This is a genomic window from Mycolicibacter arupensis, assembly GCF_002086515.1.
In the GTDB taxonomy this organism is placed as follows: Bacteria; Actinomycetota; Actinomycetes; order Mycobacteriales; family Mycobacteriaceae; genus Mycobacterium; species Mycobacterium arupense.
In genome coordinates, this window is sequence record NZ_MVHH01000007.1 from 26,443 (window position 1) to 51,427 (window position 24,985).

Sequence of the window (24,985 nt, forward strand, 5' to 3'; positions counted from 1 at the left end):
GGGTGCGTCCTCTCCGCCTGGTCAGTTGCCCGGCCACGGTGTTGTCCATTCGGTTCTGCGTTGGGTCAGAGACCGGCCTGAGCCTTGAACTCGCGCCGGCGCCGGTGCAGGATCGGCTCGGTGTAGCCGTTGGGCTGAGTGGTCCCCGACAGGATCAATTCCCGTGCAGCCGCGAACGCGATGCTGGATTCGAACTCGGGGGCCATCGGCCGGTAACTGGCATCACCGGCGTTCTGGCGGTCCACCGCCGGGGCCATTCGCTCCAGGCTGGATTGCACGTCGTCGGCGGTGATCACCCCGTGGCGCAACCAGTTCGCCAGGAGCTGCGATGAGATCCGCAATGTGGCACGGTCTTCCATCAGGGCGACGTCGTGGATGTCGGGCACCTTCGAGCAGCCCACACCCTGGTCGATCCAGCGGACCACATAGCCCAGGATCGACTGACAGTTGTTGTCGACCTCTTCACGGATCTCGTCGGGGGCCCAGGCCAGACCTTCCGAAAGGGGAATGGTCAACAGCTGTTCGATTGTGGCGCGCCGCTTTCCGGCCAGTTCCTTCTGCACCGCGAAGACATCCACCTGGTGGTAGTGCATCGCGTGCAGGGTCGCTGCGGTGGGGGAGGGAACCCATGCGGTGCTGGCACCCGAGCGGGGGTGGCCGATCTTCTGGACGACCATGTCCGCCATCAGGTCGGTCATCGCCCACATGCCCTTGCCGATCTGGGCGTGACCGGTCAGGCCGGTGGCCAGTCCGGCGTCGACGTTGTTGTCCTCATAGGCCAGGATCCACGGCTGGGACTTCATGCTGGCCTTGCGCACCATGGGACCGGCCTCCATCGAGGTGTGGATCTCGTCGCCGGTGCGGTCCAGGAAGCCGGTGTTGATGAACACCACGCGGTCGGCGACGGCCTTGATGCACGCCCGCAGGTTCACCGTGGTGCGGCGCTCCTCGTCCATGATGCCGACCTTGAGGGTGCCCTGCGGCAGGCCCAGCACGTCTTCGACCCGGCTGAACAGCTCAGCGGTGAAAGCGACTTCCTCCGGGCCGTGCATCTTGGGTTTGACGATGTAGATCGACCCGGTCCGGCTGTTGAGCAGCGGCCCGTTGCCCTCGGAGGCGGTCAGGCCGTGCATGCCGATCAGCCCGGTGAACAGCGCGTCCTGAATGCCCTCGGGCACCTCGGCGCCGGAGCTGAACACGATCGCGTCATTGGTCATCAGATGACCCACGTTGCGCACGAACATCAGACTGCGGCCCGGCAGGGTCAGCGTCTGTCCGTCGGGTGCGGTGAACTCACGGTCGCCGGCCAGGGTGCGGGTGAAGGACTTGTCGCCCTTGCTGACCTGCTCGGACAGGTCGCCACGATTGAGCCCCAACCAGTTGCGGTAACCCAGCACCTTGTCGTCGGCGTCGACCGCCGCCACCGAGTCCTCGAAGTCCATGATCGTGGTGACGGCGGATTCGAGCACCACGTCCTTGATGCCCGCGGCGTCGGTGGACCCGATCGGCGAGGTCGGGTCGATGAGGATCTCGACATGCAGGCCGTGGTGCGTCAGCAGCACCGACGACGGCGATTCGGCCTCGCCGGTGTAGCCGACGAACTCGGCGGGCCCGGCCACGGCGGTCTGCAGGCCGTCGCCCAGTGTGACCACCAACGCGCCGTCGGTCACCGCGAAGCTCTTGACCTCGGTCCAGGCACCGTTGGCCAGCGGCACGGCATCGTCGAGGAACCGCCGCGCGTAGGCGATCACCTTGTCGCCGCGCACGGGGTTGTATCCGGTTCCCTTCTCGGCCCCGCCGTCCTCGCTGATCACGTCGGTCCCGTAGAGGGCGTCATACAGCGAACCCCACCGGGCGTTGGCGGCGTTGAGAGCGAAGCGGGCGTTGAGGACGGGAACCACCAGCTGCGGGCCGGCCTGCACCGCGATCTCGTCGTCCACACCGGCGGTGGTGACGGTGAAGTCCTCGGGCTCGGGCAGCAGATAGCCGATCTCGGTGAGGAAGGCGTGGTAGGCCTCGGTATCCAGCGGCTCGATCACCCGGTGGCGATGCCACTTGTCGATCTGTGCCTGCAGTTCGTCACGACGCGCCAGGAGCTCCTGGTTCTTGGGCGTCAGATCGGTGACGACCTTGTCCACGCCGGCCCAGAAGCTGTCGGGGTCCACACCGGTGCCCGGCAGGGCTTCGTCAGTGATGAAGTCGTAGAGCACGCGAGCGACCTGCAACTCGCCCACCGACACCCGATCCGTCATGATTTCCTCCCTCATAGCCGACCTACCACCTTACCGGCTGGTAGCGAGGCTATTCGCATTCGGCGAATCCCATCAGCAGGTCGCAGCGCTCCAGCAATGTCGCCCGCAGCGGCGCGGCATGCTGGGCGATCTCGCTTTGGCGACGGACGTATTCGGCACGGCCTGCCGCGGTTTCGATGGTGATCGGCGCATAACCGTAGTCGCTCAAGTCATATGGGCTGGCCCGCATATCGATCTCGCGCGCCGCTGCGGCCAGCCTCAAGCAGTCCAGCAGCAGGTCGGAGTCGATCAGAGGCCCCAGCTTGTAGCACCACTTGTACAAGTCCATGTTGGCGTGCAGGCACCCCGGTTGCTCCCACGTCAGCTGGGTTGCCCTGCTCGGCGTCCCGACATTGCGCGGTGCTGCCGCCGGGGTGAAGAACCGAAACGCGTCGAAGTGGGTGCAGCGCAACGGTGTTGCCTCGACCACCTCGTCTATGGCATCGGGGCTGAGGCGGAGCGGGACATGGCCGTGCCGAACATCTTCGTGCGCGGGCCGGCGATACACCATCGCCCACTCGTGCAGGCCGAAGCAGTTCAGTTGTGCGGTGCGTGCCGCCGTGGCACGCAACAGCCCTGCGATGAAGGTCACGGTGTCGGCTCGCTCACGCAGGTACTCCTGGGCCACCCCGACCTGCTCGCCGTGCACCACGTAGCCCCGTCGCTGACGGTACGTGCGCAGCGCCGTCCACCCGGCAAGCCGCACCCCAAAGCCGGGATTCCACTGGCGTAACTGTGCCGGCCGCAGGCTGTAGTAGCTGAACAGGAACTTGGGCACCGGGTCGCCGGCCGCGATCCGGCGCAGCTGCGGGGCCAGGAAGTCGTCCAGACGCTGCTGGTAGGCCGTTGCCCGGGACTGCCACTGCTCGCAGGCCAGGGCGGATTCGGCCAGGTCAAACACGGTGGGTCCCGTCGCGGACGGTGCCGACGACATCTTCGACCATGTCCTCGAGGGTCACCATCGCCACGGCCCTGCCATCGTCGGCGACCGCCAGCGCCAGATGACTGTTTCGCCGGCGCAGCCGCGACAAGCCATCGGCCAACGGCAGCGAGGCAGGGATGCGCGGCAGTGGCCGGACGGCGGCGATGTCGACGACGGGGTCGCCGGGGCCGGTGGCGGACTCGCTGAGCGCCAACACGTCCTTGATGTGCAGGTAACCGACGAATTCGCCCTGATCGACGACCGGGAACCGGGAATAGCCGGTCTGTGCGAGGGCCTGCTCGACGGCGGCCACGGTGGGGCCGCGTCCCGGTGCTGAAACGGGCACAGCGCGGATATCGCCGATCGGTAGCGCCACATCGGCGACCACCCGGGTGCGGATCTGCAGGGCACGGGTCAGGCGGGTGTATTCCTCCAGGTCCAGCAGCCCGGCTGACACCGATTCCGCGATCATCTCGCTCAACTCGACGGTGGACACCGTGATCTCCAGCTCATCCTTGGGCTGCACCCGCAGTGCGCGCAGGGTGACGTTGGCACACCAGTTGTAGAAGACGATGAACGGCCGGGCCGCCGCCATGTACACCAGGTACGGCGGGATCAGCAGCATGGCGGCCGTTTCCGGGCCTGCCAGGGCGATGTTTTTGGGAACCATTTCGCCGAGCAGCAGATGCAGCGCAACCACGATCGCCAACGCGACGATGAACGCCACCGTATGCAGCAGCGGTTCGGGGATTCCCGCCAGCCCGAACGCGGGCTCGAGCAGATCGGCGACAGCGGGCTCACCGATGCGGCCGAGCAGAATCGAGCACACCGTCACCCCCAACTGCGCCCCGGCCAGCATTCGTGACAGCTGCTCACCAGCCCGGATCACCGTGACCGCGCTGCGCCGGCCCTGTTCGGCCAGGGCCTCCAAGCGGTCGCGGCGCGCCGAGATCAGCGAGAACTCGGCGGCGACGAAGAATCCATTTCCGACGATCAGTACGACGGTGAGCACCACGCTCACCACGTCACCCACGGCCGGCCTCGATCCGGGTGAGGGCCAGCAGGTCGATGCGCCGGCCGTCCATGCGGACCACCCTGGCCAGCCAGCGCGGAGGGTGCGAGGAGAATTCGTCGGGTTCGAATGCGGACAGCTCGACGGTCTCGCCGACGGCCGGGATGTGGCCGAGCTCCTGGAGCACCAGACCGCCGATGGTTTCGTAGTCGCCCTCGGGCGCCCGGTAGCCGGTGGCGACGGCCACCTCGTCGATGCGCAGTAGCCCCGAGACCTGCCAGCCGCCGCCGGAGGCGACGACGTCCGGGGTGGCATCGTCGTGCTCGTCGCGCACGTCGCCCACGATCTCCTCGATGAGATCCTCGACGGTCACCATGCCGGCGGTGCCGCCGTACTCATCGACGACCATGGCGGCCTGTTGACCGTTGGCGCGGATCTGCTCCATCACCGCGTCGCCGTCGAGGGTGGACGGCACCACCGCGACCGGCTGGGCCACCCTGGTGACCGGCGTATCCGCCCGGTCGGCGACGGCGACGGCGAAAACACGCTTGACGTGGACGATGCCGATCGTGGCGTCGAGGTCGCCGTCGACTACCGGGAACCGGGAGAAGCCGGTCTCGATGGCGGCCGCCGCCAGGTCGGCCACGGTGTCGTCGGCCTGCAGGCTCACGATCTTGGAGCGCGGGGTCATCAGCTCCGCGGCGGTGAGCGCGCCGAACCTCAGCGACCCCTCGACCACGGCGGCGGTAACGGGGTCGAGGGCCCCGCTCCGCGCCGAATTGCGCACCAGGGACGCCAGCTCCCGCGCGGAGCGGGCCGAAGCCAGCCGGTCGGCGGGCTCGATACCGACTCGCCGCAGGATGCGGTTGGCCGTGCCGTTGGTCGCCTTGATCGCGAGTGCGAACACGCGGGAGAACAACAGCTGAGGAGCGGCCACCGCTCGGGCGGTCTGCAGCGGCAGCGCCACCGCCAGATTCTTGGGCACCAACTCACCGAAGACCATGGACACCGACGTCGCGAGCACCAGGGCGAGAAGCAGCGCGACGCTCGAAGCCATCCCATCGGACATGCCGACGGCCGCCAGCGGCAGGCGCAGCCAGCGGGCCAGCACAGGCTCGGCCAGATAGCCGGTGGCCAGCGTCGTGATCGAGATGCCCAGCTGAGCACCGGACAGCTGAAACGACAACGTCCGATGCGCCTGTTGGATGTAGGCGTCGCGGCGACCACCGCGGCGGGCGTTGGCCTCTACGACACTGCGTTCGAGCGTGGTCAGGGAGAACTCGGCCGCCACGAAGACCGCCGTGCCCAACGTCAGAATCGCGAACGCCAACAGGCTGCCCACGGTGACCGCGAGGGTCATGGCGACACTCCGCGATGTCTGCTCGCGTCCATGGCTCTCACCAGCCGAACGGTAGTGGATGGCCCTCGGCGAATCCCGCAGCCGACTGGACCCCCAACACGACCCGATCATGCAGCTCGGCCAGATCGGACGCGCCCACATAGGTGCAGGTGCTGCGCAACCCGGAGGTGATGTGGTCCAGCAGATCCTCGACGCCACCGCGCTCGGGGTCCAGCTCCATCCGCGAGGTCGAGATGCCCTCTTCAAACAGTGCCTTGCGGGCGCGGTCGAACGCACTGTCGGCGGCCGTGCGGGCGGCCACCGCACGTTTGGAGGCCATTCCGTAGCTTTCCTTGTACGGCTTGCCGTCGCGGTCGAACATCAGGTCGCCGGGGGATTCGTAGGTGCCGGCGAACCAGGAACCGATCATCACGTTGGATGCTCCGGCAGCCACCGCCAAGGCGACATCGCGGGGATGACGCACGCCACCGTCTGCCCACACGTGGGCGCCGAGCTCGCGGGCCACCGCCGCGCATTCGACGACCGCCGAGAACTGGGGGCGGCCCACACCGGTCATCATCCGGGTGGTGCACATGGCCCCGGGGCCTACTCCCACCTTGACGATGTCGGCTCCGGCGGCGATCAGGTCGCGGGTTCCCTCGGCCGAGACCACGTTGCCGGCCACCAGGGGTACCCCCGGATCCAGGGCGGCGACGGCGCGGATGGCCTGCACGGCCTTCTCCTGATGCCCATGGGCGGTGTCGATGACCAGCACGTCGACCCCGGCCGACAACAGGGCCGCGGCCCGGCTGGTGACGTCGCCGGTGATGCCCACGGCCGCGGCAACCCGCAATCGCCCGTTCGCGTCGGTGGCTGGGGTGTAGATCCCAGACCGGATGGCGCCGGTGCGGGTCAGAACGCCGGCCAGCGTTCCATCGGGATGTGTCAGCACCGCTACGTCCAGAGGTGCATGTTCGAGCAGTTCGAAGACGGTGCGCGCGTCGCTGCCGACCGGCGCGCTGATCAGTTCGCCGCCCACGACGTCGCGCACCCGGGTGAAGCGGTCCACACCTTCGCAGCACGCCCTGGTCACCAGGCCGGTGGGTCGGCCCTCGGTGACCACCACCGCGATGCCGTGGGCACGCTTGGTGATCAAGGCCATGGCGTCGGACACCGAGTCGTCAGGAGACAGCACCACCGGGGTGTCGGCGACCAGATCGCGGCTCTTGACGAAGGCCACCGTCTGGCCCGCCACGTCGATCGGCAGGTCCTGGGGCAGTACCACCAGCCCGCCGCGCCGGGCCACGGTCTCGGCCATCCGCCGGCCCGCCACCGCGGTCATGTTGGCCACCACCACCGGGATCGTGGTGCCCGACCCGTCGCGGGTGGACAGGTCCACATCGAGTCGGGAGTCCACGGCCGAGCGGTTGGGCACGATGAAGACGTCGTTGTAGGTCAGATCATGGGTGGGGTCGTACCCGCTGGCGAATCTCACCGGGTGCCCACCCTCGTACTGTCGGGATCCGACGAGCCCATCTGTTCCCCTCCACGCGTCGTGAGTCCGGACGCCGCCCCGCCGGGGGCACCGTTTCCGGCCCGGTCAGCCACGGTACCGCCCCTGCGACGGCGGACACCACAGGAGGGAGCCTCACGGGGTGTCGGCCGGAGGAACGGCCGGCACCGACCGCCGGAAATCGCGGTTCGCGCCACGGCGACGTCGAGGCGCAGCGACAATGACCGCGATGACGAAAACGGCATGGCCCAACAGTGTGCGTGAGTGGCAGGACGGTGGCCGGTGGTTCGCCAGCGGCGTCGGCCGGGTGTTTGTGAGATCAGCGTCGGGCGAGGGGCCCACGGTGCTGCTGTTGCACGGCTTTCCGTCCTGCTCCTATGACTTTCGGGACGTGGTGGCGCGGTTGGACGGCCGGTCCTGGCTGACCATGGACTTCCTGGGCTTTGGCCTGTCCGACAAGCCGCACCGGCACCGCTACAGCCTGTTCGAGCAGGCCGACCTGGTAGAACAGGTCGTGGCGGCGAGCGTCACCGGTCCGGTGGTGCTGGCCGCCCACGACATGGGCACGTCGGTGGCCACCGAACTGCTGGCCCGTGACCTCGAGGGCACGCTGAAATTCGACCTGCAGCGCGCGGTGCTGACCAACGGCAGTGTGATCCTGGAGCGGGCCAGCCTGCGGCCCATTCAAAAGGTGCTGCGCGGCCCGTTCGGTGCGATCGCCAGCCGGCTGACCAACCGGCGCAGTTTCGTGCGCGGGTTTGGCCGGTTGTTCAGCCCGCAGCATCCGCTGACGCCCGAGGAGGCCGACGCGCAGTGGGCACTGCTGACCCACAACGGTGGGAACCGGAATGCCCACCGAATCTCGGCCTACCTCGACGAACGGGTGCAGTACGCCCAGCGTTGGCACGGCGCGGTGCGTGACTGGCCCAAGCCGCTGGGATTTGTGTGGGGCCTGGGCGATCCGGTCGCTACCACCAATGTTCTGGCGGGCCTGCGGGAGCTGCGTCCAGCCGCCGGCGTCGTCGAGCTTCCCGGGCTGGGCCACTATCCGCAGATCGAAGACCCGCAGGCCTTCACCGACGGCGTACTGAGCCTGCTGGTCTGAGCCGCTAGACCGAGACTTCGCTACGGTCGGCGCTCCACAGGGTGTGGTACTGGCCCTCGGCGTCCACCCGGCCGTAACTGTGCGCACCGAAGAAATCACGTTGGGCCTGGGTCAGGGCCGCCGGCAGCCGCTCGGTCCGCAGACCGTCGTAGTAGGCCAGGGCAGAGGAGAACCCAGGAACCGGGATACCGAGGCTGACCGCGGTGGTCACCACTCGACGCCAGGAGTCGATGGCAGCCTCCACGGCGCTGCGGAAGTACGGTGCGGCGAGCAGGCTCACCAGCTCGGGGTCGGTGTCGAAGGCGTCCTTGATCCGGTTGAGGAATTTCGCGCGGATGATGCAGCCGCCACGCCAGATCGTCGCCAAGTCCCCCGGTGTGACATTCCAGCCGTATTCGGCGCTGCCGGCCTGGATCTGGTTGAAGCCCTGCGCATACGCCACGATCTTTGAGGCGTACAGCGCCTGGCGGACGTCTTCGGTGAACTGGGCCGCGTCCGAGGGGCGCTCGCCGAGCGCCCCGGCCGCCAGACCGGCCGCTGCGCGACGCTGGGGGACCGAACCCGACAGTGCGCGCGCGAACACCGCCTCAGCGATACCGGTGACGGGAACTCCCAGGTCGAGGGCGGACTTCACGGTCCAGCGGCCGGTGCCCTTCTGCTCGGCCTCGTCGACGATCACGTCGACCAACGGTTTACCGGTCTTGGCATCCACCTGCCGGAGCACCTCGGCGGTGATCTCCACCAGATAGCTGTCGAGGTCGCCGGCATTCCACTCGGTGAACACCTCGGCGATCTGCGGCGCGGCGAGCCCTAGCCCGTCGCGCAGCAACTGGTAGGCCTCGCCGATCAGCTGCATGTCGGAGTACTCGATGCCGTTGTGCACCATCTTCACGAAGTGCCCCGCGCCGTCCGGCCCGATGTGGGTGCAGCACGGCACACCATCGACGTGGGCGGAGATCTCCTCCAGCAGCGGCCCCAGCGACTCATAGGACTTCTTGGGGCCGCCGGGCATGATCGAGGGGCCGTTCAGGGCGCCTTCCTCGCCACCGGAGATTCCGGCTCCGACGAAGTGCAGGCCGCGGGCGGCCATCGCCTTCTCCCGGCGGATGGTGTCGGTGTAGAGGGCGTTGCCGCCATCGATGATGATGTCGCCGGGCTCCATCGCGTCGGCCAGCTCGTTGATCACGGCGTCGGTGGGGTCACCGGCCTTGACCATGATCAGCACCCGGCGAGGCCGCTCCAACGCGGCAAGAAACTCCGGGATCGACTCGCTGCGAACGAAATTCCCTTCGGAACCGTGGGCAGCCAGCAGGGCGTCGGTCTTGGCGACCGACCGGTTGTGCAAGGCCACGGTGTAGCCGTGGCTGGCGAAGTTGCGCGCGATGTTGGATCCCATCACTGCCAGTCCGGTCACGCCGATCTGGGCGGTGCCAACAACTTCCGACGCGCTCATGTATTCGCCTTTCGGTGGTAGGTCAGTGCGGTGCCCGACAGTCCGGGCGGCGGGCGTTAGCCCGCGATCAGTCGGTGGAGTTCGGTGAGCCACGGTACCGCCAGCGCCACGGTGGGCACCGTCAGCACCCCGGCTGCGGCGCAATAGGCGGCCGCCGCCAGCACCGGGCTGTTGCCCCGCCCCGACAGTCGGCGCACCCGAAGCACGGTGTTGGTGCCACCGGCCGCCAGTGCACCGGCGGGAACCTTGCTGGAGGCGCACGTCACCAGGGCGCGGGCCAGGGGAGGGGCGCCGGCGACTCGCACTGCGGCGTCGTCGGCAAGCAGTTCGATGAGCAGCCGCACGGCGTCGAGGGCGCTGGCGCTCCGCACGAACCAGGGGAACGCGGTGTGCACGGCGGTGAAAGCCTCCAAGACCAGGTCGTGGCGGGCCCGCAAATGAGCACGTTCGTGGCACAGCAGCGCGGCCAACTCGGTATCGCCGAGGGCATCCAGGGTGCCCGAACTGAGCACCACTCGGCTGCGTACGCCGGGCAGGCAATAGGCCAGGGGCTGCATCACTTGCAGAATGCGCAGACCGCTGGTGCGTACGGCCGGCGCGCGGTCGGTGACACCGAGCAGGTCGACCAGCATCCGGTGGTGTGACCGGCGCTGCCGGGTGCGGATGGCGACCCGCAGTCCTGTGGTCATGAGCCGCAGCCCGACCATCAGGGTCAACGCGAACACCGCGACATAGAAGGTCCACAGGGGCCAGCCCAAACGGTCCAGCGAGCCGAGAATGGTCGAGGTGGGCCGGCCATCCGGGCCTGGCATCAGCAGGCGACTGGCGGTGGCCAGGCCCGCGCTGAACGCCGAGAGCACCGCGGCGATTGCGATGGCCTGCCAGAGCACCACCGCTGCCCGAGGGGCGCGTAGCGGCCACTTCGCGCGCGCCAGCAGGGCGGGTACCGGCCCTACGAGCAGCAGCGCGAGGAGGGAAAAGGCCAGCGCGGACACGCTGCCAGTCTCCCTTAGGAGGCCGGTCGGCCGCTACCGGGGAGGCGAATGCGGTGCTTGGCCTCCAGTTCGTCGAGGGCACGGCGCAGTGCGTCCGCCTCATCGATGCCGACGCGTTCGACGAAATGCACCAGCGCGGCCCGGCGATCGCCGGAGTCGGCTGCCTGATCGAGTGCCTCCACCATCAGCCCGGCCACCAGCTCGTCGCGGCCTCGCACCGGTGTGTAGCGGTGCGCACGGTCATCGCGGATCTGTGACACGAGGTTCTTCTTGGCCAGGCGCTGCAGGACCGTCATCACGGTCGTGTAGGCCAGATCGCGCTGCGCCGACAATGCCTCGTGGACTTCGCGCACCGTTTGAGACTCCGGCGCGGACCACAGGTGGTCCATCACCGCTCGTTCCAAGTCCCCTAAGTGGGTCTGCTTCGCCATGTGTGTCATCAACTCCCCGGGCAACGGAGCAAGCCTACCCTTATTTACTACGGTGTGTCGTATCAGAATCCTGAGGGTCTGCTACGACCCGGCTATGACGGCCACGGATTGAGCCGTGGGGCTGTCGCCGTTGGGCTGTCGTGTAGAACCAACACATGGCTGCCACCGATATTCCGTCTGGTTTCTCCGCGCCCTTCGACAGCGAAATCGGGTTGGTTTACACCGAGGTCGGACCGGATGGGGCGCGGGCCACGCTGGAACTGACGCCCAAACTCCGTCAGCCGGCGGGCATCGTGCACGGCGGCGTGTATTGCACGATCGTCGAAAGCGTGGCCAGCGTCTCAGCGCACTCCTGGCTCCTCCGCGACGGCGGCGCCGGCACGGTGGTCGGGGTGAACAACAACACCGACTTCCTGCGGGCGGTCTCCTCGGGGACCGTCTATGCGGCAGCCACCCCGATACATCGGGGCAGGCGCCAGCAACTGTGGTTGGTGACGATCACCGACTCCGACGATCGGGTGGTTGCCCGCGGCCAGGTCCGGTTGCAGAACCTGCCGAGTGAAACGGTCAGCTGACCGCGCGCTCCGCGCCGCGTTGCGCCTCGGCGGCCAGCATTTCCAGCTGTTCGAGACGGGTGCGAGCGAACGCCTGCTGCTCGGTGATGGTCAGCTGCCCCCGCCGGGTGCTCAGGAACGTCACGTTCCACGACAGCAGGGTGCTGACCTTGTTCTTGAACCCGACCAGATAGACCAGGTGCAGCACCAACCAGGCCAGCCAGGCCAGGAACCCACTGAACTCCAGCGGCCCGATCTTGGAGACAGCGGAGAACCGGGACACGGTGGCCATGGAGCCCTTGTCGAGGTACTGGAAAGGCTCGCGATCGACCGGATTGGCGCCGCCGAGCTCGGCCTTGATGGTGCTCGCGACGTGCTTGGCGCCTTGGATGGCACCCTGCGCCATGCCGGGGACGCCGTCGACGGCGGCCATATCGCCGATGACGAACACGTTCGGGTGGCCCGGCACCGACAGGTCCGGCAGTACCTTGACCCGTCCGGCGCGGTCGAGTTCCACGTCGGACTGCTCGGCGAGGTCGCGGCCCAGCGGGCTGGCTGACACTCCGGCAGACCACACCTTGCACTGAGATTCGATGCGCCGGATGGTGCCGTCGGGATCCTTGACGGTCAGGCCGTTGCGGTCGACGTCGGTCACCATCGCGTCCAGCTGGATCTCCACGCCCATCTTCTCCAGGCGTTCGGCGGCCTTACGGCCCAGCTTCTCGCCCATCGGCGGCAGCACGGCCGGTGCGGCGTCGAGCAGGATCACCCGTGCCTTGGTGGAGTCGATGTGCCGGAAAGAGCCCTTGAGGGTGTGGTGGGCGAGTTCGGCGATCTGGCCCGCCATCTCCACCCCGGTGGGACCGGCTCCCACAACGGTGAAGGTCAGCAGTTTGGCGACCCGCTCGGGGTCGCTGGACCGCTCGGCCTGCTCGAACGCACTCAGGATGCGCCCGCGCAACTCCAGCGCGTCATCGATGGTCTTCATGCCCGGCGCAAACTCGGCGAACTGGTCATTGCCGAAGTAGGACTGTCCGGCGCCCGCGGCGACGATCAGGGTGTCGAAGGGGGTGTTGTAGGTGTGACCGAGCACCTCGGAGGTGACGAACTTCTCGGCCAGGTTGATGTGGGTGACGTCACCGAGCAGCACCTGCGCGTTGCGCTGGTTACGGAGCACGACACGAGTGGAGGGTGCGATCTCACCTTCGGAGAGGATCCCGGTCGCCACCTGGTACAGCAGGGGCTGGAACAGGTGGTGGGTGGTGCGGGCAATCAATTTCACATCGACATCGGCCCGCTTGAGCTTCTTGGCGGCAGTCAGCCCACCGAATCCCGACCCGATGATGACCACCTGGTGGCGTCGGGTCTGCGGCGCAGTGACTTCAGGCTGGGCGCTCATGGGAATCCGGTTGCTCCTCGACGGTGACTGCGTTCCCCTAATACGCTAGTCGACCCAAAACCCGGCCACTGCATCTGCTGGTTGTGGGATTAGCCACTCCCGTCACAGTCAGCTGAAGCAGGCCAGCGCTCCGTGGCCGACGTGCAGGGTCTGGCCCGTAATGTGCCGGGATGCCGGTGAGGTCAAAAACACTGCGAGGCGGGCGATTTCGGCGGCCCCGGTCGGAGGTACCCGGGTCAGTCCGTCGTACCCGGGACGGGCGGCATCGCCGGCGGCGACCACGTTGACGGTGATCCCGCGAGTGCCGAACACCGTGGCCTGCCCGGCGGTCCAGTTCGCCAGCGCCGCCTTGATCGCCGCGTCGGCACTGCCGTCGCGGGGGTTCTCCGGCACCACCGAGATGATCGAGCCGCCCGAGCGCAGGTGGTCGCCGACGGTCCCGACGGTCAGCACCGCGGCGAGCATCGTGGCGTCCAGCGCACTGCGCCAGGCGTCGGCCTGATCCGCCAGCGAAAACGCGCGAGGATCGCCGCCCTGCCAGCGCGGTGCCGGGACATTGACGATGGTGTCGAGATGGTGGGGGAACAGCCCGCGGGCCTGCGCCATGCTGGCCGGATCGGCGGTATCGCAGACCACGGCCTCGGCGTCGAGCTCTTTGGCGGCGACCTCAAGCTCCGGGCCCCGCAGCCCGGCGAGCGTCACCTTGTGGCCGGCTTCGCTGAAACCCTCGGCAATGGCGCGACCCAATTCGGTGTCACCGCCGGTGACCAGCACATCCATCGGTAGGCCTCCCTCGTGTTGCGGGCTATGTTACTGGACGGTAGCCCATTTTTGGGGGTGGGGCGCAACTCGACACAGGCACGATCCGGCCACAGTCCTGCGTTGCTTCGCGCCGCTCGCGCTCGCCGCGGGGTGCTGTGGCGTCGATCCGCTTCGCGTTGCTTCGCGCCGCTCGCGCTCGCCGCTAGGCTGCCTGGCATGGCGCGTACCCGGGCGGTCTTCGGTGCGGTGGCAATCATGCTGGCTGCGGTGCTGACAGGCTGCGGCTCCGGCCCCGCGACCCCCTCGATCACGGTGTTCGCCGCGGCCTCGCTGGAGGCGGTGTTCACCGAGATCGCCGAGCAGTTCACGGTGGACAATCCCGGCGTTACGGTGTCCTTTAACTTCGCCGGCTCGTCGGACCTGGCCACTCAACTGGCGCTGGGGGCTCGCGCCGACGTCTTCGCTTCGGCCAACACCGCCCAGATGGACAAGGTGGAGCAGGCCGGCCTGGTGGAGGGGGCCGCGGTGCCCTTCGCCACCAACACGCTGGTGATCGTCACGGCGCCCGGCAACCCCCACCGGGTGCGGTCGTTCGCCGACCTGGCGTCGCCCGGGCTCGACGTGGTGGTGTGCCAGGCGCCGGTGCCCTGTGGAGCGGCGACAGCCAAGGTCGCACAGGCAACCGGTATCGCGATCAAACCCGTCAGCGAAGAACCCGATGTCACCGACGTTCTCAACAAGGTCGTCACGGGCCAAGCCGACGCCGGCGTCGTCTACCGCACCGACGCCCTGCACGCGGCCAACCGGGTGGACACCGTCGAGATCCCCGAGGCCGCGAAGGCGGTCAACACCTATCCCATAGCGTTGCTTCGGGATTCTGCCCAGCAGGGCGCGGGCCGGGCATTCATCGACCTGGTCACCGGTGAGCCAGGACAGAAGATTCTGCACGCCGCCGGCTTCGGTAAGCCCTGATCGGCGGTGGTCGGCCGGCCTGATGACCTGCCGCGCTGGGTGTATGTGCCCGCCGCGATCGGCGCGGCTTTCCTGGTCCTGCCGCTGGTCGGGATCGCGGTCAAGGTCAACTGGCCGCACTTCTGGACGTTGATCAGCAGTCCGTCGGCCACCACCGCACTGCTGTTGAGCATCCGGACCGCGGCGGCCAGCACCGCGCTGTGTGTGCTGCTGGGGGTGCCGATGGCCCTGGTCCTGGCGCGCAGTCGCGCGCGCGTGGTGCGGCTGCTGCGGCCCCTGGTGCTGCTGCCGCTGGTGCTGCCGCCGGTGGTGGGCGGTATCGCGCTGCTGTACGCCTTCGGCCGAATCGGGCTGCTGGGGCGCTACCTGGACGCCGCTGGACTCCATATCGCTTTCACCACCACCGCAGTGGTGCTCGCGCAGACGTTCGTATCCCTGCCGTTTCTGGTGATCGCGCTCGAGGGTGCAGCCCGCACCGCAGGCTCCGACTACGAGGTGGTAGCGGCCACATTGGGGGCTCGGCCCACTGCGGTCTGGTGGCGCGTGACACTGCCGCTGCTGGTTCCGGGCCTGGTCTCCGGTGCGGTTCTGGCTTTCGCTCGCTCGCTGGGGGAGTTCGGCGCGACCCTGACCTTCGCGGGATCCCTCGAGGGCGTCACCCGAACGCTGCCGTTGGCGATCTACCTGCAGCGGGTTTCTGACCCCGACGCCGCCGCGGCGATGTCGCTTGTTCTGGTGGCGGTGGCCGCGGTGGTCGTCGTCGCGTTAGGTGCCCGACGGTTGGGCAGCAGCGGGTGAGCGCCGACACCGCGGGGCTGACGGTGCGGGCGGCGGTCGCCGAGCGTGGGCTGGACCTGCAGCTGAGCATCGCGCCGGGCGAGGTGCTGGCCGTGCTGGGTCCCAACGGCGCCGGAAAATCGACCTTGCTGCACGTGATCGCCGGACTGCTGCGACCCGATGACGGTGAGGTGCGCTCGGGAGATCGGGTGTTGACCGACACGCAGGCAGGCGTGCAGGTGGCGACCTGTGATCGCAGGGTCGGCCTGCTGCTGCAGGATCCACTGCTGTTCCCGCACCTGAGTGTGGCGGCCAATGTGGCGTTCGGGTCGCCCGGCCGCGTGCTGCTGCGCCGCAAGCACACCCGAGCGATCGCCGCCCCCTGGCTGCGCGCCGTCGACGCCGAGGAGCTCGCGGAGCGCCGGCCGCGCCAGCTTTCCGGGGGCCAAGCACAGCGCATTGCGATCGCGCGGGCGCTGGCCGCCGAACCGGAGGTGCTGCTGCTGGATGAGCCGTTGGCGGGTCTGGATGTCGGCGCGGCCACTGCGGTGCGCACGGTGCTGCGCGGGCTGCTCGGCGCGCCGGGCCGCACCGCGGTCTTGGTCACCCACGATCTGCTCGACGTCTTCGCCCTGGCACACCGCGTGGTGGTTCTGGAGTCCGGGCGGATCGCCGAGATCGGCCGCACGGCCGAGGTGCTGGCCCAGCCACGGAGCCGATTCGGCGCCCAGATTGCGGGCTTTAACCTGGTCGCCGGCGTCCTGGAGACCGAAGGCGTATTGCGCACCAGTTCGGGGGACCGGTGGCACGGCGTTGCCGACACCGCAGCGGTGCCCGGCATGCCCGCGGTCGCCGTCACCGCGCCGCATGCGGTGGCGGTCTACCGGGAGCGGCCGAGGTTGGGCAGTCCGCGCAATCTCAGGGAAGTGACCGTTGCCCAGATCGAGGTCCGGGGCAGCACGGTGCAGGTGCGCGCCGTGCAGCAACCGGACGGGGCACCGGGTTTGGCGGCCGATATCACCACGGAATCGGCGGCGGAAATGGGCCTGGCTCCTGGTCAGGTGGTGTGGTTCGGGGTCAAGGCCCAGGAAGTGACGTTGCGCGCGACACACCTCGGCACGGCGTAACTTGCGTAGCGATGGCAACGCGGTAGGTTTTTCTGCCATGAAGCAGGTGGACCTGACCTCAAGGGGTATTCGAGCGATGGCCGCGTCCGCGGTGGCCGGCGCGCTGGCATTCGCGGTCGCCGCACCGGTGCACGCAGACCCGGTGCCGCCGCCCCCCGTCCCGCCGGCCACCGCGGATGCGCCTCCGGCCGACCCGGCCGCACCCGCTCCCGCAGGCGAGCCCGCTGCACCCGAGGTGGGACGTGTCGACGACGCCGCGGGCGGATTCAGCTTCGTCCTGCCGGCCGGCTGGGTGCAGTCCGACACCAGCCACCTCGAATACGGGTCGTCGCTGCTGAGCAAGAAGACCGGCGAGCCGATGCTGCCCGGGCAGCCGGTGCCGGTGGCCAACGACACCCGAATCGTGCTGGGCAAGCTCGACCAGCGGCTGTACGCCAGCGCCGAGACCGACAACGCCAAGGCCGCCACGCGCCTCGGGTCCGACATGGGCGAGTTCTTCATGCCGTACCCGGGAACCCGCGCCAACCAGGTGAACGCGCCGCTCAACGGCGGCGGCCTCACCGGCAGCGCGTCCTACTACGAGGTCAAGTTCACCGACCCGGCCAAGCCGGTCGGCCAGATCTGGAGCGGCGTGATCGGTGTGCCGCCGGCCAGCGGCACCGGCCCGCAGACCGAACGCTGGTTCGTGGTGTGGCTGGGGACGGCCAACAACCCGGTGGATGCCGGCGCGGCCATCGCACTGGCCGAATCCATCAGGCCTCTGGGTGCGCCTCCGGCCGAGGCAGCGCCGGCCCCTGAGCCCGGCGTTCCGGCACCTGGCATTCCGGCGCCCGCACCCGCTCCGGCGCCCGCACCCGCTGCCTAGTTCCGCCGGAGGATCATGCCTATGGCCGCAAGCTACCTCGCCGCTGGACTGTCCACGCCGACCTCGGTCAGCTGGCTGGCATATGTCCTGATCGGCGGAATCGCCGGCTGGCTGGCCCACCGGATCATGAAGCGCGGCGGCTCGGGCATCCTGCTCAACATCATCACCGGCGTGATCGGCGGTTTTCTCGGTGGCATGTTGCTCGGCTGGCTCGGTGTCGACGTCGAGGCCGGTCGCAGGTGGTTCACCTTCTTCGTCTCACTCGGCGGTGCGATCGTCCTGCTCTGGCTTGTCGGGCTGGTCCGACGTAGGTAGCCAACGCGGGCCTGAAACGCGCACCATAGGGCTATGGCCTCACAACCGGCTAGCACGTCGATGTCAGGCTGGCGTGTCCAGCGGCCAGGTCCCCTAGCAAGCCGCCCCCTGGAGCGGATCCGTACCGCGGTGCCGCGCCCCCAGCCCTCGGAGCTGTTGGTCGCGGTGCATGCCTGCGGCGTGTGCCGCACCGACCTGCACGTCAGCGAAGGTGATCTTCCGGTTCACCGGCCCGGCGTCATTCCCGGGCACGAGGTGGTCGGCGAGGTGGTCGAAGTCGGCGCGGAGGCCGGCACCGACTTCGCCGTCGGGGACCGGGTGGGAATCGCCTGGTTGCGGCAGACCTGCGGCGTCTGCCGGTACTGCCGCCGCGGGGACGAGAACCTCTGTCCACACTCGCGCTACACCGGCTGGGACGATGACGGCGGCTATGCCGAGTTCGCAACCGTTCCGGCCGCCTACGCCCACCACCTCCCCGCGGGCTACAGCGACAGCGAGTTGGCGCCACTGTTGTGCGCGGGCATCATCGGTTACCGCTCGCTGCAGCGAGCTGACCTGCCCACCGGTGGGCGGCTGGGAATCTACGGCTTCGGCGGCAGTGCGCACATCACCGCGCAGGTCGCGCTGGCGCGCGGCGCCGAGGTGCATGTGATGACCCGCGACGAGCAGGCGCGGGAGCTGGCGCTGGCGTTGGGCGTTGCCTCGGCACAGGGCGCCGCCGACCCGCCACCGGTGCCGCTGGACTCGGCGATCCTGTTCGCGCCGGTCGGCGAGCTGGTGCTGCCCGCGTGTGAGGCGCTGGACGCCGGCGGCACCTTGGCGATCGCCGGGATTCACCTCAGTGACATCCCCCCGCTGAACTATCAGCGCCACTTGTTTCGGGAGCGTCAGATCCGTTCGGTCACATCCAACACGCGCGCGGATGCGCGTGCCTTCCTCGACTTCGCCGCGACGCACCACATCGAGGTGACGGCACCGCTGTACTCGCTGGGCGATGCCGACCGGGCGCTGGAAGACTTGAGCGCGGGTCGCATAGCTGGGGCGGCGGTTCTGGTGGTGTGAGCCGATGAGCTCAGGCTGACACCTGCCACACCAACGCGGCGGCCAGTGCGCCGACCCCATTGAGGGACCAGTGCAGTGCGATGGGCGCGATCAGGCTGCCGCTGCGACGCCGCAGCCAGCTGAAGACGAAACCGGCGGCTCCGGTGGCAAGTACGGCCAGCGTCACGCCGGCGAGCATGCCGAGGAAGCCGCCCCCGAACACCCGGGTGAATCCGACATTGCTGCTGGTCAGACCCAAAGATGTGGCGACATGCCAGAGACCGAACAGCAAGGAACCCGCGGCGGCCACGCCGCGAAACCCCCAGGCTCGGTGCAGTGCGCCGTGCAGCGCCCCGCGAAACGCGAGCTCCTCAGGAATCACCGTCTGCAGCGGGATGACCACCATCGAAGCCACCAGGGCACCAGAGACGGTGGCGTAATGGTTGTTCAAGAACATCGGCCGAGTCACGGGCAACATCACCCCGATGGCGATGACGGCGACCACGGCCAGCACCGCGGCCACCGCGTAGCCCAGACCGGACTTCCACTGGGCACGTCCCAACCCGAGCTCGGCCCAGCTGAGGCCGTTGTAGCGGACCAGGGCGATCAAGCCGACCGCCGTGGCGGGAACGGTGGCGACCGCCGCCCACGGGGTGGTGAAGTGCGCGATCAGATTGGCCAGCGCGAGCACCACCACGACGACGGCGACGTCGACGAAGGCGCCAAACCGGCTCAGCGCCGAAAAGTGCGCCACCATCGGGTGCCGCCCCCAGTGCGCCGCGAATTCTGAACAGGACATTGCGCCGAATTCTACGCGCGCGGGCGCCCAGGCGCCGGTGACGAAGGTGCGGCGGCTACCGCCGGATTACTTCGGGCCGTGGGTTTCGCACAGCACCCGCGCCGGGGCGCCGGTCGCGGTGTTCTGGCTGACCACCTTGCCGTTGACGCTGACGGTGCAGGTCAAAGTGCCCGGACCGGCGCTTTGGGCACTCAGTGAGTAGGAGGCGGGGCTGGCCGCGTTGGTCATCGAACCGGTGAGTTGAATGGACCACGGCAGGGTGGTGTTGGTGGCGTGGGCCTGGCCGTTCTGGGTCTGATATGTGATGTAGCTGGCGACGCCGGTACCGGTGAGGTCGTAGCGGACCGGCACCTTGGTCCGGTCCGGCTCGGCGCCGGCGGACCCGGCACCGGCCAGGGTGGCCGACGCGATGAGGGCGCCGAGCAGCAACGACATCGCCTTGCGGGGCATCCGGATCGGTGACGGGTCAGCAGTCATGGCCGTCACCTTATCTCGCCGCCTGTGGGCTCGGCGCCTGATCGCCAGGTCCAGTCGGTGATGCGGGGATCGTCCTCTCCGTGCTCGCGGGTGTACGCCCGTGCGCCCCATCGGGCATCGACCATCTTCTGGCGCAGCGCCCCCTGGCGATCACCCAATGCCGGCACCCGGTCGATCACGTCCATCACCAGGTGGAAGCGGTCCAGGTCATTCAGCATCACCATGTCGAAAGGTGTTGTGGTGGTGCCGCGTTCGCGGTAACCCCGGACATGCATCTGATGGTGGTTGGTCCGGGCGTAGGTGAGTCGGTGGATGAGCCAGGGGTAGCCGTGATAGGCGAAGATCACCGGCTTGTCGCGCGTGAACAGGGCATCGAACTCGGTGTCGGACAACCCATGCGGATGCTCGGTCGCCGGTTGCAGACGCATGATGTCCACAACGTTGACCACGCGCACCGCCAACTCGGGCAGTTCGTGGCGCAGGATGTCGGCTGCGGCCAGGGTTTCCAGCGTCGGGACATCCCCGGCGCAGGCAAGGACCACGTCCGGCTCACCGGCGGTGGTGCCCGCCCACTCCCAGATCCCCAGACCGCGGGCGCAGTGCGCGACCGCGTCCGCCATGCTCAGGTAGGCCAAGGCGGGCTGTTTTCCTGCCACGATCACATTGACGTAGTCGCGGCTGCGCAGGCAGTGATCGGCCACCGACAGCAGCGTGTTGCCGTCCGGCGGGAGGTAGACCCGCACCACCTCGGGCCGTTTGTTGGCCACCAGATCGATGAAACCCGGATCCTGGTGGGAGGCCCCGTTGTGGTCTTGGCGCCATACATGCGAGGTCAGCAGGTAGTTCAGCGACGCGATCGGTGCCCGCCACGGCAGTTCGCGGCTGACGGCCAGCCACTTGGCGTGCTGATTGAACATCGAGTCGACGATGTGCACGAAGGCTTCGTAGCAGTTGAACAGGCCATGCCGCCCCGTCAGCAGATAGCCCTCCAGCCACCCCTGACACAGGTGCTCGGACAGCACTTCCAGAACCCGGCCGTCGGAAGCCAGATGGTCATCGGCGGGCTCGGTCTGCGCCAGCCAGACCCGGTCGGTCTTCTCGAACACCGCCGAGAGCCGGTTGGACGCCGTCTCGTCGGGGCCCATCAATCGGAACCGGTCACGGTTGCGGTCGATGACGTCGCGCAGGAAGGTGCCGAGCACACGAGTGGCCTCGTGGGTTTCGGTGCCCGGTGAGCTCACCGGCACCGCGTAGTCACGGAAATCGGGCAGGTCCAGGTCACGTAGCAACAGCCCGCCGTTGGCATGGGGGTTGGCGCTCATCCGGCGGTGCCCGCGCGGGGCCAGTGCCGCCAGTTCCGGCAGCAGCCGCCCCGAGGGGTCGAACAACTCCTCGGGGCGGTAGCTGCGCAGCCATTCCTCCAACTGCCGGCGGTGCTGCGGATTGCTGCGAGTCGCCGCGAGCGGAACCTGGTGTGCCCGCCAGGTTCCCTCCACCTGTTGTCCGTCGACGATCTTCGGTCCGGTCCATCCCTTGGGGGTGCGCAGCACGATCATCGGCCACACCGGACGCGTCGAGGAGCCTTCGTCTCGCGCGGCGCGCCGGATTGCGGCGATGTCATCGAAGGCGTCATCGAGGGCCGCGGCCAGCAACTGGTGCACAACGGCGGGGTCGTCGCCGGCGACCGTGATCGGCCGGTAGCCGTAACCGCGCAGCAATGTCTCCAACTCGGCGTGCGGAATACGCGCCAGCACAGTGGGATTGGCGATCTTGTAGCCATTGAGATGCAGGATCGGCAGCACCGCGCCGTCCACGGCGGGGTTGAGGAACTTGTTCGAGTGCCAGCCGGCCGCCAGCGGGCCCGTCTCTGCTTCGCCGTCGCCGATGACACAGGCGACCACCAGCTCCGGATTGTCGAAGGCCGCCCCGAAGGCATGCACCAGCGCGTAGCCCAGCTCGCCGCCTTCATGGATGGAACCCGGCGTCTCGGCTGCCACATGACTGGGGATACCACCGGGAAAAGAGAACTGCCGGAACAGTTTCCGCAGACCATCGGTGTTCTCCCCGATGCCGGTGTAGACCTCGCTGTAGGTGCCCTCGAGGTAGGCGTTGGCGACCAGGGCCGGACCACCGTGGCCGGGGCCGGTGATGAAGATGACGTCGGCGTCGCGCTCGCGGATGATCCGGTTCAGATGCAGGTACAGCAGATTCAGCCCGGGTGTGGTGCCCCAATGCCCGAGCAGCCGGGGTTTGACGTGCTCGGCCAGCACGGGCTCGGACAGCAGGGGATTGTCCAACAGGTAGATCTGGCCGACCGACAGATAGTTGGCAGCCCGCCAATAGGCATCCAGGCCGGCAAGGTCCTGGTCGGAGAGCGTGGGCGGTGACGGAGTCGCGCTGGCTGAACTCACCTTGTCGATTGTCCCGCCCTGATCCGACTGCGGCAACCGATTCACTACCCTGACTCCCGTGCTGCTGAAATCGGTTCGTGTGCTCGATCTGGCCGGCGGCGACGCCGATGCGGTCACCCGGTTGCTTGCCGACCTGGGAGCCGACGTGCTCAAGGTGGAGCCCCCCGGCGGCAACCCGGCGCGCAGCGCTGCGCCACTGTTGGATGGCGTGAGCATCGCTTTCGCGCTGCATAACGCGAACAAGCGCGGCATCGTTCTGGACCCTGCCGACGCCCGAGACCGCCACCGCTTCGAGGAGCTGGTGGGCACCGCCGACATCGTGGTGGACAGCGGTCACCCGGGCCTGACCGGCGACTTCGGGACCTCCTGCGCGGAGTTGGCCGACCGGTTCTCCTCGTTGGTGACGATGTCGGTCACCGATTTCGGAACCAGCGGGCCACGCCGCACCTGGCAGGCCACCGACGCGGTGCTGTACGCACTGTCCGGCGCGCTGTCCCGGTCGGGCCCCACCAGCGGAACACCGGTGCTGCCGCCGGAAGGAATCGCCTCGGCGACGGCGGCGGTGCAGGCCGCCTGGGCGGTGCTGGTCGCGTACTACAACCGATTGCGTTGCGGAACCGGCGATTACATCGACTTTTCCCGCTTCGATGCGGTGGTCACGGTGCTCGACCCGATATTCGGCGCACACGGTCAGGTGGCTGCGGCGCAACGTGCGTCGAGCAGATGGCGGGGGCGTCCCCGCAATCAGGACGCCTACCCGATCTACGCGTGCCGTGACGGCTACGTGCGGCTGTGTGTCATGTCTCCGCGTCAGTGGCGTGCCCTGTGGAGTTGGCTGGGGGAGCCGGCCGAGTACGCCGACCCCAAGTTCGGTGTGATCGGCGAGCGGTTCGCGGTCTGGCCACAGATCAGTGCCCTCATCCGCGCGCTCTTCGCCGATCAGGATATGACCGAACTGGTCGCGGCCGGGCAATCCCGCGGGGTGCCGATCGCCGCGGTGGGCGATCCGGCGCAGGTACTGACCGAGGAACACTTTGTGGCAGCGCAGGGGGTCACTCGGGCAGAGCTGGCGCCCGGCCTGTCCGCGGTGATTCCCACCGGCTACTACGTGGTCGACGACCAGCGCGCCGGCTTCCGCACCCCGGCTCCGACGGTCAGCGGCGCCGATACCGGATGGCTGGCCGATGCGTGGACCGAGTCGGCATGCGAGGGCGCTGTCGGCGACCGGCCGTTCGAAGGACTGCGGATTGTCGATCTCGGCGTCATCGTGGCCGGCGGCGAGGCCAGTCGGCTTTTCGGCGATCTGGGCGCCCAGATCATCAAGGTGGAGAGCGCGGCCTACCCGGACGGGCTGCGGCAGGCCCGCCCCGGCGAGGCGATGAGCGAGTCCTTTGCCTGGACGCACCGCAACAACTCCGGCTTCGGCTTGGATCTGCGCAGCCCGGCAGGCAAGGACGTCTTCGCCGGCCTGGTGGGCGCGGCAGACGCGGTGCTCGCCAACTTCAAACCGGGAACCCTTACCGCCCTGGGCTTTTCCTACGATGCCCTGCGCGAGATCAATCCGCGTATCGTGCTGGCCGAGAGCAGCGCCTTCGGGGAGTCCGGGCCGTGGAGCGACCGCATGGGATACGGCCCCCTGGTGCGCGCCACCACCGGGGTCACCGCACTGTGGACCGCTCCGGAGAACACCGCCGAGTCCGGGCGGCACCCGTTCTACGACGCCACTACCGTCTTCCCCGATCACGTGGTTGCGCGCGTTGCTGCGCTCGGCGCATTGGCCGCTCTGATCGCGAGCAGGCGCACCGCCGTCGGCAGTCATGTTCACGTGTCGCAGGCCGAGACCGCCATCAACCAGCTCGACACCAGCTACGTCGGCCGCGCGGCGGGCCCTTCCGTCCAACCGGACACCGCCGTGGATCTGGTCTGTGCGTGCTCAGGTGAGGACGAATGGTGTGTCATCTCGATCCGCACCGACACTGAGATGCATTCGGTTGCTGCGGCTTTCGGCGATGAAGGGTTGGCGTCGGATCCGCGCTTCGCAACCGGCGCGGAACGGGTGGCCCACCGAGGCGAGTTGGCGGCCGAGTTGGGGCGCCACACCATCGACCGTGCCCCCCTCCGGGTTGCGGAACTGCTGCAGGGCGGTGGCGTCGCAGCCGCGCCGATGAACCGGCCCCCTGACGTCGCCGATGATCCCCAGCTGGCCCACCGCGGCGTGTTCGCGGCCATGACGCACCCGCTGATCGAACACCCGCTGCCGGCAGAGACCGGCCCGGCCCCGTTCCGCAACATTCCGGTCGCACCGCAGCGGCCCGCGCCGCTGCCGGGCCAGGACACCCGGGACATCTGTCGCACGGTGCTCGGACTCGAGGACGCCCAGACCGACCGCCTGATCGCCGACGGGGTGCTCTTCAGCGCCGATTAG

22 protein-coding genes and 1 pseudogene are annotated in these 24,985 nt (G+C 68.5%); 10 read left to right on the forward strand and 13 right to left on the reverse strand.

Features of this window, described 5'->3' with window-relative positions:
* Window positions 1-65: 65 nt before the first annotated feature.
* Genes BST15_RS05350 through BST15_RS05370 form a run of 5 tightly spaced genes read right to left on the reverse strand, consistent with a single transcriptional unit; the run spans window position 66 to window position 7,059 of the window.
* Window positions 66-2,252, reverse strand: coding sequence for a malate synthase G (locus tag BST15_RS05350; RefSeq protein ID WP_046189065.1), 2,187 nt, complete (start codon window positions 2,250-2,252; stop codon window positions 66-68).
* Window positions 2,253-2,301: 49 nt separating this feature from the next.
* The gene (locus BST15_RS05355) at window positions 2,302-3,225 is read right to left on the reverse strand and encodes a hypothetical protein (RefSeq protein WP_046189064.1); all 924 of its coding nucleotides are present in this window, start codon (window positions 3,223-3,225) and stop codon (window positions 2,302-2,304) included.
* Window positions 3,185-4,246, reverse strand: coding sequence for a hemolysin family protein (locus tag BST15_RS05360; RefSeq protein ID WP_046189063.1), 1,062 nt, complete (start codon window positions 4,244-4,246; stop codon window positions 3,185-3,187). Before BST15_RS05360 ends, BST15_RS05355 begins: the two co-directional genes overlap by 41 nt.
* Window positions 4,239-5,585 (reverse strand): hemolysin family protein, encoded by a 1,347-nt coding sequence (locus BST15_RS05365; RefSeq protein ID WP_046189062.1) that lies wholly within the window; start codon window positions 5,583-5,585, stop codon window positions 4,239-4,241. The genes BST15_RS05360 and BST15_RS05365 overlap by 8 nt, the downstream gene beginning before the upstream one ends.
* 37 nt (window positions 5,586-5,622) lie before the next feature.
* Window positions 5,623-7,059 (reverse strand): GuaB1 family IMP dehydrogenase-related protein, encoded by a 1,437-nt coding sequence (locus tag BST15_RS05370; protein WP_046189061.1) that lies wholly within the window; start codon window positions 7,057-7,059, stop codon window positions 5,623-5,625.
* Window positions 7,060-7,297: 238 nt separating this feature from the next.
* Between BST15_RS05370 and BST15_RS05375 the strand changes: the two genes are divergently transcribed.
* Complete coding sequence (locus BST15_RS05375; protein WP_109370726.1) at window positions 7,298-8,182, forward strand: alpha/beta fold hydrolase; 885 nt, start codon at window positions 7,298-7,300, stop codon at window positions 8,180-8,182.
* Between the two features lie 4 nt (window positions 8,183-8,186).
* On the opposite strand, the gene gndA is transcribed toward BST15_RS05375, so the two are convergent.
* Genes gndA through BST15_RS05390 form a run of 3 tightly spaced genes read right to left on the reverse strand, consistent with a single transcriptional unit; the run spans window position 8,187 to window position 11,061 of the window.
* Window positions 8,187-9,635 (reverse strand): NADP-dependent phosphogluconate dehydrogenase, encoded by a 1,449-nt coding sequence (gene gndA, locus BST15_RS05380; RefSeq protein ID WP_046189060.1) that lies wholly within the window; start codon window positions 9,633-9,635, stop codon window positions 8,187-8,189.
* Between the two features lie 56 nt (window positions 9,636-9,691).
* Entirely contained in the window at window positions 9,692-10,630 is a 939-nt protein-coding gene (locus tag BST15_RS05385; protein ID WP_046189059.1) for a M56 family metallopeptidase, read from the reverse strand.
* Window positions 10,631-10,644: 14 nt separating this feature from the next.
* Window positions 10,645-11,061: a BlaI/MecI/CopY family transcriptional regulator gene (locus tag BST15_RS05390; protein ID WP_046189058.1), complete on the reverse strand. Its 417-nt coding sequence runs from the start codon at window positions 11,059-11,061 to the stop codon at window positions 10,645-10,647.
* Between the two features lie 155 nt (window positions 11,062-11,216).
* On the opposite strand from BST15_RS05390, the gene BST15_RS05395 reads away from it, so the two are divergent.
* Window positions 11,217-11,636, forward strand: a complete 420-nt coding sequence (locus BST15_RS05395) for a PaaI family thioesterase (protein WP_046189057.1) — start codon at window positions 11,217-11,219, stop codon at window positions 11,634-11,636.
* Here the strand turns inward: BST15_RS05395 and BST15_RS05400 are convergent.
* Window positions 11,629-13,014 (reverse strand): NAD(P)/FAD-dependent oxidoreductase, encoded by a 1,386-nt coding sequence (locus tag BST15_RS05400; RefSeq protein ID WP_046189056.1) that lies wholly within the window; start codon window positions 13,012-13,014, stop codon window positions 11,629-11,631. The genes BST15_RS05395 and BST15_RS05400 overlap by 8 nt on opposite strands.
* A gap of 108 nt (window positions 13,015-13,122) precedes the next feature.
* A complete protein-coding gene (locus tag BST15_RS05405; RefSeq protein WP_046189055.1) occupies window positions 13,123-13,794 on the reverse strand; it encodes an SDR family oxidoreductase in 672 nt (223 codons plus the stop codon).
* Window positions 13,795-13,992: 198 nt separating this feature from the next.
* Here BST15_RS05405 and modA point away from each other — a divergent pair, with 198 nt between their 5' ends.
* From modA to BST15_RS05435, 7 genes and pseudogenes are all read left to right on the forward strand, one after another.
* Window positions 13,993-14,748: a molybdate ABC transporter substrate-binding protein gene (gene modA, locus BST15_RS05410; protein WP_046189054.1), complete on the forward strand. Its 756-nt coding sequence runs from the start codon at window positions 13,993-13,995 to the stop codon at window positions 14,746-14,748.
* 6 nt (window positions 14,749-14,754) lie between these two features.
* The gene (locus BST15_RS05415) at window positions 14,755-15,546 is read left to right on the forward strand and encodes an ABC transporter permease (protein ID WP_046189053.1); all 792 of its coding nucleotides are present in this window, start codon (window positions 14,755-14,757) and stop codon (window positions 15,544-15,546) included.
* Window positions 15,547-15,551: 5 nt separating this feature from the next.
* Window positions 15,552-16,034: pseudogene (locus BST15_RS23300) on the forward strand (ATP-binding cassette domain-containing protein); the annotation flags it as partial.
* Window positions 16,035-16,364: 330 nt separating this feature from the next.
* Window positions 16,365-16,652, forward strand: coding sequence for a TOBE domain-containing protein (locus BST15_RS23305; RefSeq protein ID WP_439116840.1), 288 nt, complete (start codon window positions 16,365-16,367; stop codon window positions 16,650-16,652).
* Between the two features lie 37 nt (window positions 16,653-16,689).
* A complete protein-coding gene (locus BST15_RS05425; protein ID WP_046190967.1) occupies window positions 16,690-17,517 on the forward strand; it encodes an alanine and proline-rich secreted protein Apa in 828 nt (275 codons plus the stop codon).
* 21 nt (window positions 17,518-17,538) lie between these two features.
* Window positions 17,539-17,832 carry a GlsB/YeaQ/YmgE family stress response membrane protein gene (locus BST15_RS05430; RefSeq protein WP_046190968.1) on the forward strand — a complete coding sequence of 98 codons (294 nt, stop codon included), beginning with the start codon at window positions 17,539-17,541 and terminating at the stop codon, window positions 17,830-17,832.
* A gap of 33 nt (window positions 17,833-17,865) precedes the next feature.
* Complete coding sequence (locus tag BST15_RS05435; protein WP_046190969.1) at window positions 17,866-18,894, forward strand: zinc-binding alcohol dehydrogenase family protein; 1,029 nt, start codon at window positions 17,866-17,868, stop codon at window positions 18,892-18,894.
* Between the two features lie 10 nt (window positions 18,895-18,904).
* On the opposite strand, the gene BST15_RS05440 is transcribed toward BST15_RS05435, so the two are convergent.
* The 3 genes from BST15_RS05440 to BST15_RS05450 form a co-directional block, all read right to left on the reverse strand.
* On the reverse strand, window positions 18,905-19,630 hold the full coding sequence (locus BST15_RS05440; RefSeq protein WP_188108781.1) for a CPBP family intramembrane glutamic endopeptidase: 726 nt from the start codon (window positions 19,628-19,630) through the stop codon (window positions 18,905-18,907).
* A 108-nt stretch (window positions 19,631-19,738) separates the two neighbouring features.
* Window positions 19,739-20,149, reverse strand: a complete 411-nt coding sequence (locus BST15_RS05445) for an MmpS family transport accessory protein (RefSeq protein ID WP_046190975.1) — start codon at window positions 20,147-20,149, stop codon at window positions 19,739-19,741.
* Window positions 20,150-20,154: 5 nt separating this feature from the next.
* A complete protein-coding gene (locus tag BST15_RS05450; protein ID WP_046190976.1) occupies window positions 20,155-22,560 on the reverse strand; it encodes a phosphoketolase family protein in 2,406 nt (801 codons plus the stop codon).
* 49 nt (window positions 22,561-22,609) lie between these two features.
* Between BST15_RS05450 and BST15_RS05455 the strand changes: the two genes are divergently transcribed.
* Window positions 22,610-24,985, forward strand: coding sequence for a CoA transferase (locus BST15_RS05455; protein WP_109370727.1), 2,376 nt, complete (start codon window positions 22,610-22,612; stop codon window positions 24,983-24,985).

Coding starts and splice junctions, on each gene's coding strand:
- BST15_RS05440 (WP_188108781.1), bottom strand. CDS start 19,630: ATGGTGGCGCACTTTTCGGCGCTGAGCCGGTTTGGCGCCTTCGTCGAC.
- BST15_RS23305 (WP_439116840.1), top strand. CDS start 16,365: ATGCCCGCGGTCGCCGTCACCGCGCCGCATGCGGTGGCGGTCTACCGG.
- BST15_RS05365 (WP_046189062.1), bottom strand. CDS start 5,585: ATGACCCTCGCGGTCACCGTGGGCAGCCTGTTGGCGTTCGCGATTCTG.
- BST15_RS05355 (WP_046189064.1), bottom strand. CDS start 3,225: ATGTCGTCGGCACCGTCCGCGACGGGACCCACCGTGTTTGACCTGGCC.
- BST15_RS05425 (WP_046190967.1), top strand. CDS start 16,690: ATGAAGCAGGTGGACCTGACCTCAAGGGGTATTCGAGCGATGGCCGCG.
- BST15_RS05435 (WP_046190969.1), top strand. CDS start 17,866: ATGGCCTCACAACCGGCTAGCACGTCGATGTCAGGCTGGCGTGTCCAG.
- BST15_RS05390 (WP_046189058.1), bottom strand. CDS start 11,061: ATGGCGAAGCAGACCCACTTAGGGGACTTGGAACGAGCGGTGATGGAC.
- BST15_RS05375 (WP_109370726.1), top strand. CDS start 7,298: ATGACCGCGATGACGAAAACGGCATGGCCCAACAGTGTGCGTGAGTGG.
- BST15_RS05395 (WP_046189057.1), top strand. CDS start 11,217: ATGGCTGCCACCGATATTCCGTCTGGTTTCTCCGCGCCCTTCGACAGC.
- BST15_RS05400 (WP_046189056.1), bottom strand. CDS start 13,014: ATGAGCGCCCAGCCTGAAGTCACTGCGCCGCAGACCCGACGCCACCAG.
- modA (WP_046189054.1), top strand. CDS start 13,993: ATGGCGCGTACCCGGGCGGTCTTCGGTGCGGTGGCAATCATGCTGGCT.
- BST15_RS05350 (WP_046189065.1), bottom strand. CDS start 2,252: ATGACGGATCGGGTGTCGGTGGGCGAGTTGCAGGTCGCTCGCGTGCTC.
- BST15_RS05445 (WP_046190975.1), bottom strand. CDS start 20,149: ATGACTGCTGACCCGTCACCGATCCGGATGCCCCGCAAGGCGATGTCG.
- BST15_RS05430 (WP_046190968.1), top strand. CDS start 17,539: ATGGCCGCAAGCTACCTCGCCGCTGGACTGTCCACGCCGACCTCGGTC.
- gndA (WP_046189060.1), bottom strand. CDS start 9,635: ATGAGCGCGTCGGAAGTTGTTGGCACCGCCCAGATCGGCGTGACCGGA.
- BST15_RS05405 (WP_046189055.1), bottom strand. CDS start 13,794: ATGGATGTGCTGGTCACCGGCGGTGACACCGAATTGGGTCGCGCCATT.